The organism is Terriglobales bacterium, assembly GCA_035457425.1.
In the GTDB taxonomy this organism is placed as follows: Bacteria; Acidobacteriota; Terriglobia; order Terriglobales; family Acidobacteriaceae; genus JACPNR01.
In genome coordinates, this window is sequence record DATIBR010000100.1 from 1 (window position 1) to 8,232 (window position 8,232).

7 protein-coding genes are annotated in these 8,232 nt (G+C 66.7%); 3 read left to right on the plus strand and 4 right to left on the minus strand.

What is annotated here, in order from left to right:
- The 3 genes from VLA96_07545 to VLA96_07555 form a co-directional block, all read right to left on the minus strand.
- Positions 1–346: glycosyltransferase (locus VLA96_07545; GenBank protein ID HSE49041.1), on the minus strand; the 346-nt coding region annotated here is incomplete at its 3' end.
- A 65-nt stretch (positions 347–411) separates the two neighbouring features.
- Positions 412–1,743 carry an isocitrate lyase gene (gene aceA, locus VLA96_07550; protein ID HSE49042.1) on the minus strand — a complete coding sequence of 444 codons (1,332 nt, stop codon included), beginning with the start codon at positions 1,741–1,743 and terminating at the stop codon, positions 412–414.
- A gap of 79 nt (positions 1,744–1,822) precedes the next feature.
- Positions 1,823–3,403: a hypothetical protein gene (locus VLA96_07555; GenBank protein HSE49043.1), complete on the minus strand. Its 1,581-nt coding sequence runs from the start codon at positions 3,401–3,403 to the stop codon at positions 1,823–1,825.
- Positions 3,404–3,612: 209 nt separating this feature from the next.
- Between VLA96_07555 and VLA96_07560 the strand changes: the two genes are divergently transcribed.
- Both VLA96_07560 and VLA96_07565 read left to right on the plus strand, forming a co-directional pair.
- Positions 3,613–5,340 (plus strand): alkaline phosphatase family protein, encoded by a 1,728-nt coding sequence (locus tag VLA96_07560; protein HSE49044.1) that lies wholly within the window; start codon positions 3,613–3,615, stop codon positions 5,338–5,340.
- A gap of 36 nt (positions 5,341–5,376) precedes the next feature.
- Positions 5,377–6,180 (plus strand): hypothetical protein, encoded by an 804-nt coding sequence (locus VLA96_07565; protein HSE49045.1) that lies wholly within the window; start codon positions 5,377–5,379, stop codon positions 6,178–6,180.
- Here the strand turns inward: VLA96_07565 and VLA96_07570 are convergent.
- On the minus strand, positions 6,161–7,246 hold the full coding sequence (locus VLA96_07570; protein HSE49046.1) for a diguanylate cyclase: 1,086 nt from the start codon (positions 7,244–7,246) through the stop codon (positions 6,161–6,163). The genes VLA96_07565 and VLA96_07570 overlap by 20 nt on opposite strands.
- Positions 7,247–7,367: 121 nt before the next feature.
- Between VLA96_07570 and VLA96_07575 the strand changes: the two genes are divergently transcribed.
- The coding region (locus VLA96_07575; GenBank protein HSE49047.1) for a histidine-type phosphatase at positions 7,368–8,232 on the plus strand (865 nt) is incomplete at its 3' end.

Below are 8,232 nucleotides of genomic sequence, written 5' to 3' on the forward strand. Positions count from 1 at the left end.
GCACGCCCGCGCTGCGAGCCGCGAGGCCGCCGATCAACCCCGCCTTGGTCGTGCTCACATTCGTGATATGCGGCCGGACTTCCTGCATCAGCCGGCGCAGGGCGCGCAGCGCCTTCAGGTCGCTCAGCGGCGAGAGGCCGCCCGCCATGGGAACGGCTACGGTCCGCACCCCGTCCTGTTCGGCGGCCGCGTCCAGCTCCGGGCCGGGCGCCGAGGCCATCGTCACATCGAACCCTGCCGCCGCCATATACCGCAGCTGGCCGCGCAGCAGCCGCACGCTCTTGGCAGACGTCACCACGTACAGCAGCCGCGGCCGCTCGTCTGGATTGCTCCGGGGATTCGTCACCGCGACAGAGTTTACCCCGAAAACCAAAGAGGCGGCCCGCAGGCCGCCTCCGAAAAACACACTGATTACGCAGCCACCGGCAGGTCTCCGTGGTGGAACTGGTCTTCCTCGGTCGATCCCTTCAGCGCGGTCACCGAGGACTGCCCGCCGGCGATGACCTGCGCCACCTCGTCGAAGTAACCGGTCCCGACGAAGCGCTGGTGCTTCACCGCGCCGTAGCCCGCCTGCTTCTCGTGGGCGAACTCGCGCTCCTGGAGCTCGGAGTAGGCCGCCATGCCGCGGTCGCGATATCCCAGCGCCAGCTCGTAGGTCGAGAGGTTGAGCGCGTGGAAGCCCGCCAGCGTCACGAACTGGAACTTGTAGCCCATCGCGCCCAGCTCCTGCTGGAATCTCGCGATGGTCGCGTCGTCGAGCTTCTTCTTCCAGTTGAACGAGGGCGAGCAGTTGTACGCCAGCAGTTTGCCCGGGAACCTGGCGTGGAGGCCTTCGGCGAACCGCCGCGCTTCGTCCAGGTCGGGCGTGGAGGTCTCGCACCAGATCATGTCGCAGTAGGGCGCGTACGCCAGGCCGCGCGCGATCGCCATCTCGAGCCCGCCGCGGGTCCGGAAGAAGCCCTCGAAGGTGCGCTCGCCCGGCTCGATGAACTCTTGGTCCCGCGGGTCGATGTCAGACGTTAAGAGCTGCGCGCTGTTGGCGTCCGTGCGCGCGATGAGCACGGTCGGAACGCCGCAGATGTCCGCCGCCAGCCGCGCCGCCACCAGTTTCTGCACCGCCTCCTGCGCCGGCACCAGGACCTTGCCGCCCAGGTGCCCGCACTTCTTCGCCGACGACAGCTGGTCCTCGAAGTGAACGCCCGCGGCGCCCGACTCGATCATCGCCTTCATCAGCTCGAAGGCATTCAGGCAGCCGCCGAAGCCGGCCTCGGCGTCGGCGACGAGCGGCGCCATCCAGTGCACGCCGTTCTTGCCCTCGGCATGCGTGATCTGGTCGGCGCGCAGCAACGCATTGTTCAGCCGCCGGCAAAGGTTCGGCACGCTGTCGACCGGGTACAGGCTCTGGTCCGGATAGGTCTGCGCGGAATCGTTCGCGTCGGCCGCCACCTGCCACCCGCTCACGTACACCGCCTGCAGCCCGGCCTGCACCATCTGCACTGCCTGGTTGCCGGTCATCGCCCCGAGCGCGTGCACGTAGGGAGTGGCGTGCATCAGCTCCCACAGCCGCTCGGCGCCCAGACGGGCGAGCGTGTAGTCGATCCGCACGGTGCCGCGCAGGCGCTCCACGTCCGCCTGCGTGTAAGGTCGCTCGACGCCTTCCCAGCGGTTCGTCATCCAGCCCTTCGCGTGACCGTTCGACTTCCTGTGACCGTTGCGTTTCTCGAAACCGTTGTTCTTGCCCATGGCCGTGTACCGCTTTCGGAAAATAGTCTTCCCGGCGCTTGCCGGGACTTCGTCTTTCGGGGAACAACTGCCGGCAGGACTAGACCGGGTCAAACTCGCCCGAGCAGATCATGTCCTCTGCGATCCGCCGCGCCTTCGGGAACGTCTCGCGCTCCGCCTCGCTCGCTTCCGACGGCAGATCGCGCAGGATCCGTTCCAGCTCTTCATCGAACAACTTGGTCACCAGTTCCGGCGTGTGCTCCACCCGCTTGCCGGTCTCCTCGTCCACGATCTCCACCTGGTCGCGGTGGCGGATGCGCTGCGCGATCATCAGCCGATAGATGCGGTCGGTCGCCAGGTCCTCCATGTAGCCGTCGAGCAGGCTGGCCCCCCGTCCGTTGAGCACGCCATTGCGATACCGGATCACCGTCCGCACCGCCGCCCGCGTGCCCGCCAGCGTCTTCTTCCCCACTCCTTTCGGCGCCGGGCGCAGGTCCGGCTGCGTGCTCGCCAGCTTCGGCCGCTTGTGGAGCTGGTTGGGATGCGGGAATTGTTTCACCGCGATCTCGTTCTGGTCCGGGTGCCCCGTCCACGCGCCGTCCATCAGGCAGTCGGCTTCGTTCTTCTTGTCTTTCTCCAGCACTGCCAGGGCGCGCGTGTTCAACTCCGCGTCCGTGCGGCTGGGATACAGCGCCGTCATGCCGCCGATCGCCATCGCGCCGTGCTTGTGGCAGATCTCCGGCATCAGCGTGCGGAAGTTCTGGAAGAACGCCACGTCGTGCGGGATGGTGTTGCGATCCGGCAGCACCCAGTCCGGGTTCGGATGGTTGAAGTGGATGAGGCTGGCCATGTAGTCCCAGCGCCCCAGGTTCAGTCCCAGGATGTGCTCGCGCAGGTTGTAGAGGAACTCCTCCATCTGGAACGCCAGCGGGTGCGACTCGACCAGCGCGAAGCACTTGATGGACCCGTGCGGCAAGCCCTTGCGCTTTTCCAGTTCGTTGAACAGGTCGTTCCACCACAGCGCTTCTTCCGCCGACTCCGACTTCGGGATGTAGAACACCAGCGGGTGCTTGAGCTGCTTCGGGTCCACTTGGTGAACGATGTACGCCACGTCGAGCAGCGACGCCGACACCACGCCGCCTTTGCCCAGCCCCGCCTGCGAGATGTGCAGTCCGCGGGCGCGCGTCATGGCGACCGTCTTGCTGTCCTTGATCTTTACTTCCGCGTTCCGCTTCTTGTCGAAGTAGCTGAGCTCGCCGCGCAAGGCCGCCAGCGTGTTCTGGTAGCCCTTCATCAGGTTCGCCCAGAAGTTCGCCATCGAGTCTTCCAGGTCGATCATCACCCCGGGCGCGCCGGAGTTCAGCATCTTCACGACCAGCTCCGCGTCATCCGCCGGACCGGTCATCTGGTTGCGTTGGTCGCGCGCCCACTCCGGCACCTCGATACGCCAATCCGTGGTGGTCGCCGGCGACGGCGCCAGGTAGGTCGGCAGCTTCCCTTCGTGCGAGGCCGCCAGCACCTGCGCCCGCTTGGCGAGCAACTGCTGCTGTCGCGGCGTGAACCGCTGATGCAGTGGCAGGAAGAACTCCCAGAAGCCTTGGGGGAGATCGCGTGCCGGGTCGAAATCCGCCGGCGCGGTGTTCATGCGGGGATCGAGGCGCGGCTCGGTCAGCAGAGACATAGTTATGCTCCCACTGAGATTAAGGGTGTTAAGGCTGGGTTGTCCTCGGCGAGTCTACGCGCGCGCGCCATGCCGCGCCAGCGCTTCGCGGCGAGTTCGAGACAACTCGCGCGCCCTGCCACGCTTCCATCTCAACTATCCCGGGCTGCTCGCGCAGCTCGAACCGCGCCAGTTCGTCGAGACGCTACACCACAGGGACCCTGGGCCTGATGAAAGTACGAATCCTCGCGGTAGTCTGCCTTGCCTTCTTTGCGCTCCCCGCATTCTCGCAGTGCACGCTGAACAGCGCGTCGCCCTCGGTGACCATCTGCACGCCCGCCAACGGCGCGTCCGTGTCTTCGCCGGTGCATGTCGTCGCGGGGACGACGGATAACGAGTTCGCCGTCCGCGTGCTCCAGATCTACGTCGACGGCAAGAAGGCCTACGAGACGCTGGCAGCGTCGCTCGACACCAACGTCAGCATGACCACCGGGACGCACAAGCTCACCGTCCAGGCCATGGACGCGGGCAATCGCATCTTCAAAAGCACCATTTACATCACCGTCACCAGCTCGACGCCGCCGCCCAGCGGGTGCACGCTGAATCCTACGCAGCCGTCGGTGACCATCTGCACCCCGGCGAACGGCGCGACCGTCGCCTCGCCCGTCCACATCGAGGCGCAAGCCAACTGCCAATGCACCGTGCGCGTGATGCAGGTCTACGTGGACGGCAGCAAGAAGTACGAGTCAGCCGGGCCGTCCCTGACCGCGGATGTCGCCATGGCCGCTGGCGGTCGCCGCGTCACTGTCCAGGCCCTCGACTCCACCAACGCGACCTTCAAGTCCACCATCAACATCACGGTCAGCTCCACCCCGCCGCCGCCGCCGCCGCCGCCGCCCGTCGGAACCAACTCGCCCATCAAGCACATCATTGTGGTGGTGATGCAGAACCGCTCGTTCGACCACCTCTTCGGTACCATGGCGGGTGTCGACGGCATCAAGCCCAGCGTCCCGGGCTACTCGCAGCTTGACGCCAACGGCAATACCGTCACCCCATCGCTCCTCGCCGACGTCACCACGTCCGACTTGCCGCACAGCCGCTCGAACTACCTGAACGTGTGGAACCAGGGCGCGATGGACAAGTACGCCTACTACAACGGCGCGCTCTCCATGCAGTACTACGACAACACCATCGCCGGCGTCGACAAGCTGTGGACCTGGGCGCAGAGCTACGCGCTTGCCGACAACTACTTCCCGTCGGTGATGTCGAACGCGCCCGCGAACCCGCTCTATCTCATCTCCGCCAGCGACAACAACTTCCCGTGGAGCGTGCAGCCCTACTATGGACCCTGCAACAAGCCCGACGCCGCTTCCAAGCCCTATTCCTTCCGCAACGTCGGCGACCAGATGAACTCCGCCGGCGTGAGCTGGGGCTGGTTCCACGAGAACTACGGCCTCTGCGGCAACGGCTACATCCCCGTTCAGAACCCGTTCCAGTTCTTCACCTCGACCTACAACGCGCCGCAGGTCCAGGACCTCTCGAACTTCTACACCGCGCTGACCAACGGTACGGTTCCATCCGTGTCGTTCATCAATCCGAATCCCACGCACAACGGCCATCCCGGCTCCGGCTCCTTCACCACCGCGATGAACTGGCTCGACGGCTTCATCACGAAGGTGCAGGGCTCCTACCTGTGGCCGGACTGCGCAGTCGTCGTTCTCTGGGACGAGAGCGGCGGCTGGTGGGACCACTCGCCGCCGGCGCAGGTCGATTCGCAGGGCTTCGGCCAGCGCGTCCCCATGCTCGTCGTCTCGCCCTACGCCAAGAAGGGACACATCTCCGGCATCCGCATGGACCACGTCTCCGTCCTGAAGTGGATCCAGTGGAACTGGAATCTCGGCACGTTGAACGCGCGCGAGGATCTGAGCAACGACATCAGCGACATGTTCCAGTTCTAGCCCGCCGGCTACTCTGTTCTGCGGTATAAAGAGGGTATGCGCAGGTTCCTGGCCCTCGTCTTCGTGTCTCTGCTGGGCACGCTCGCCGGCGCGCAAGCGCCCTCCCCGGCCAAGCCGCCGGAGATGCGCGAGATCATGGACCGCGTGCTCCAGCGCGCCAAGTGGGAGGGCGAAGCCCGGCTCGACGCGCGTTACACCTACCGCCAGAAGCGCACCGTCGACCGGCTCGACAGCGACGGCAAGATCACCGAGCACACCGTCATGTTGTTCGACGTCATCCCGGCCGGCAACGACACTATCTTCCGCATGATCGAGAAGAACGGCCGCCCGCTCACGCCCGAGGAGCAGCGCAAAGAAGCTGAGAAAGAAGCCAAGCGGGAGTCGCTCCGGAAGGCGCGCAAGCAGGGCGACGACGAGGTCACGCTGAACCAGGAGCTGCTCAGCCGCTACAACTTCACCTACGCCGGCGCGGAGCCGGTGAATGGCCGCCGGGCTCTCGTGATCAAGTTCTCACCCAAGCCCGGCGCGCTCCCCGAAAACCGTCGCATGGACCGCGTCCTGAACCGCCTCCAGGGGACCGTATGGATCGACGAGGCGACCTACGCCATCGCGAAGGCCGACGTGGTCCTCACCGAGCCGGTCAAGTTCTTCATCGGCCTCGGCGCGGTTCGCGCTCTCCGCTTCACCATCGACATGAGCACGGTCGACGGCCAATGGCTCCTGCCCCGTGAGACTGCCGTATCCTACGACGCCCGCGCGCTGTTCTCGACCGTTCGCGTGAATCAGCATTCCGAGTACAGCGACTACCGCCTCGTCGCGACTACGACCGAGAAGCGCTGAACACGGCCGCGCACGTGCGGTTCCGCCCGCCGTGCTTCGCGCCATAGAGCGCCTGGTCCGCCGCGGACAGCAGCGTCTGCGGCTCGTCCGTGGGCTTCGGGCTGAGCGCCGCCACACCCACGCTGATCGTCACCGTCTTGGGGCCGGAAATGCGCGCCTCGTGCGGCATCCCCATCTGCTCCACGCGCTGCCGCAGCCGCTCCGCCGACGCGATGGCCTGTTTCTGATCGCTGCCCGGCAGCACCACCACGAACTCTTCCCCGCCATACCGCGCCACCACGTCGGACGCCCGCACGAGCGAAGCCTTCAGCGTCGCCGCCACCTTCTGCAGGCAATCGTCGCCGCCCTGGTGCCCGTAGTGGTCGTTGTACTTCTTGAACTCGTCGATGTCGATCATCAGTAGCGCGATCGGCCCGTTCGCGCGCTGCGCGCGCCGCCACTCGCGCTCGAACACATCCTCGAACTGCCGCCGGTTCGCCACCCCGGTCAGGCCGTCGGTGCGCGACAACTCCTCCAGCCGGCGGTTCGCGTCGGCCAGCGCGCGGTTCGCCTTCCGCACCTCCTGGTAGAGACGCGCGCTGTGGATCGCGCCCGCGATCTGGTCCGCGATGGTCTGCGCCAGCGGCATCTGGTCGTGGAACGCCCGCGGCCGTGTGCTCTCCAGGTTCAGGATCGCGACCAGCTCGCCGCGGTGCAGCACCGGCACGCACAGCTCCGACCGCGCCCCGGGCATCGTCTCCACGTAGTTCTTCGCCGTGCGCACGTCGTCGAGCAGCATGGGCCGCGCCAGCATCGCGACCTCGCCCACCACGCCCGAGCCCAGCTCGCGGCTGTAGCCCACCTCGATCTCGGTGGACTGCGCGCTCGTCACCGCCTCGCACACGAATCGCTTCTTGGCGGTGTCCACGGTCACGCACGCCACGAACTCCCACCCGAACTTCTGCGCCAGCACGTCGGTGATGCGCTGCAGCATCGGCCGCAGCTCCAGGTCGAGCGTGGCGATGCGGACGATCTCGTTCAGGATCTCGAACTGGCTGCTGCGGTCCGAGGGTCGGCGAGGTGGCATGCGCTGGCGCATTATGACCGGATTCATCCCGAAAGAGAACGGGCCGGCCGGGCCGCCGGGATGCCGCCTTGACCCACTCTCTTGCGGACCCTATCCTGACGCGCCACCCCAAGGAGTGCCCGTGAAGCTCACCCGCATCGCCGGCTGCGCCGTGTTGGCGCTTTTCGCTTGGTCTGCCGCGGCCGAGGACCTCGTCCTGCAACAGGTCGTGCTCGTCAGCCGCCACGGCGTCCGCTCGCCCACCGACATCAAGCCGCCGCTTGCGCAGCTCGCCGCCGATCCCTGGCCCAACTGGGAGGTCGGCCCCGGCATGCTCACGCCGCACGGCGCGCAAGCGGCCACGCTGATGGGCCGCTACTACCGCGCCGCGTTCGCCTCCGAGGGGCTGCTCGCCCCCGACGGCTGTCCGCGCAAGAACGACCTCTTCGTCTGGTCCGACGTCGAGGAGCGCACTCGCGCCAGCGCGCAGGCGATGCTCGACGGCATGTATCCGGGCTGCGGCCTCGAGCCTGTGACACAGCCCGACCTCGACGCCGACGACCCGCTCTTTCATCCCACCACCGCCGGCGTCTGCAAGCTCGACGGCCCAACCGCGCGCACCGCCATCCTGGGACGGACCGGCGGCGACCTCGATGCCTTGCTCACCGCCAACGCCGAGCCGTTCGCCAGGCTTCAGTCCGTGCTGAAGTGCTGCTCGCCCACGCTCTGCAAGCCAGGCCGAGACTGCACCGTACAGCAGATCCCGGCCGTGATCACCTCCGAAGGTCGCATCCAGGGACCGCTGCCCATCGCCTCCGCGCTGACGGAAGTCTTTTTGCTGGAGTACGTCGATGGGCTGCCCGCCGAACAAGTGGCGTGGGCCCGCGCCGACGAGCCGGCGCTCCTCGATCTCTCGCAGCTCCACGACCTCTACTACGACATCACGCAGCGCACCTTCTACCCTGCCCAGCGCTACGGCTCGAACCTGTTGAATCAGGTCGTCTCCA

Coding starts and splice junctions, on each gene's coding strand:
- VLA96_07565 (HSE49045.1), top strand. CDS start 5,377: ATGCGCAGGTTCCTGGCCCTCGTCTTCGTGTCTCTGCTGGGCACGCTC.
- VLA96_07555 (HSE49043.1), bottom strand. CDS start 3,403: ATGTCTCTGCTGACCGAGCCGCGCCTCGATCCCCGCATGAACACCGCG.
- VLA96_07570 (HSE49046.1), bottom strand. CDS start 7,246: ATGCCACCTCGCCGACCCTCGGACCGCAGCAGCCAGTTCGAGATCCTG.
- VLA96_07560 (HSE49044.1), top strand. CDS start 3,613: ATGAAAGTACGAATCCTCGCGGTAGTCTGCCTTGCCTTCTTTGCGCTC.
- aceA (HSE49042.1), bottom strand. CDS start 1,743: ATGGGCAAGAACAACGGTTTCGAGAAACGCAACGGTCACAGGAAGTCG.